This is a genomic window from Pseudomonas sp. ATCC PTA-122608 (genome assembly GCF_001952855.1).
Taxonomy (GTDB): Bacteria; Pseudomonadota; Gammaproteobacteria; order Pseudomonadales; family Pseudomonadaceae; genus Aquipseudomonas.
This window is the reverse complement of the sequence record NZ_LPNO01000047.1, coordinates 1-840: the sequence shown is the minus strand read 5'-3', so window position 1 is coordinate 840 and position 840 is coordinate 1. Positions and strand designations below refer to the sequence as shown.

The 840-nt window shown below is 61.2% G+C and carries 1 pseudogene; it reads right to left on the bottom strand.

What is annotated here, in order from left to right:
* Positions 1-187, bottom strand: a pseudogene (locus AU074_RS27610) (IS256 family transposase); the annotation flags it as partial.
* Between the last annotated feature and the right edge of the window lie 653 nt (positions 188-840).

Here is an 840-nt window from a genome sequence, read left to right as displayed (position 1 = left end):
GATAGCCAAGGTGGTGGCCCAACTCGGCACCAAGAGCTCGCTCGATCAGCGCCTTTTTGAACGCCATCGAGGCATCCTGAATAGCCTCGGCACTCATCGGGCCGCTGACGAACTGGTCGATCAGCTCTTTTGGAATGGATGGAAGGTCTCGCGGGGCCTCACGGGCCGGTTTCTTTTTGGTCGGCATACATGCACCTCTATCAACATGTTATGCCCGAACACAAAATTTATGACAGCCCCTGGCAAACGCCCCAAAAGTAACCAAAAGGTCTTTGCCCCACCACTCGGTGCCTCGCCTAGGCTCGGCATGCCCGCACTCCGGCCCGGTTCCGCGGGCCGCCGCGACGGGCCATCCATGGCCCGGCGCGGCTAAACCGGCGTCCTGCCGGTTTACCCGCTCCGCAATACCTGCGTTCGGCCTCGGGCTGAATGGGGCAGTCAGATCAAAAGCAGATCAAAAGCAAGGCACAGCGGCCTACCGGCCGGCTTGAGTGTTAAGAGCGAAAGCAGAGCTGCTTTTCTGTGGGAGCGGGCTTGCTCGCGAAAAACCTGAGGGCGCCGCGTTCATCCAGAATGCCCGCGCCATCGTTAACGACCTTCGCGAGCAAGCCCGCTCCCACATTTGGACCGTGCCCGCTTTAGCTTTTGATCTTGCTGTTGCTTCACCACACTCAAGCCGGCCTGTAGGCCGCTGTGCCCTTGATCTGCTTTTGATCTTGATCTTAGGCGCCCCGTTAAACCACGCTGGCCGAACGCAGGCTTTGGAGCGTGGGTAACCCGGCAGGACGCCGGGTTAGCCGCGCTGGGCCAAGGATGGCCCATCGCGGCGGCCCGGCGGCC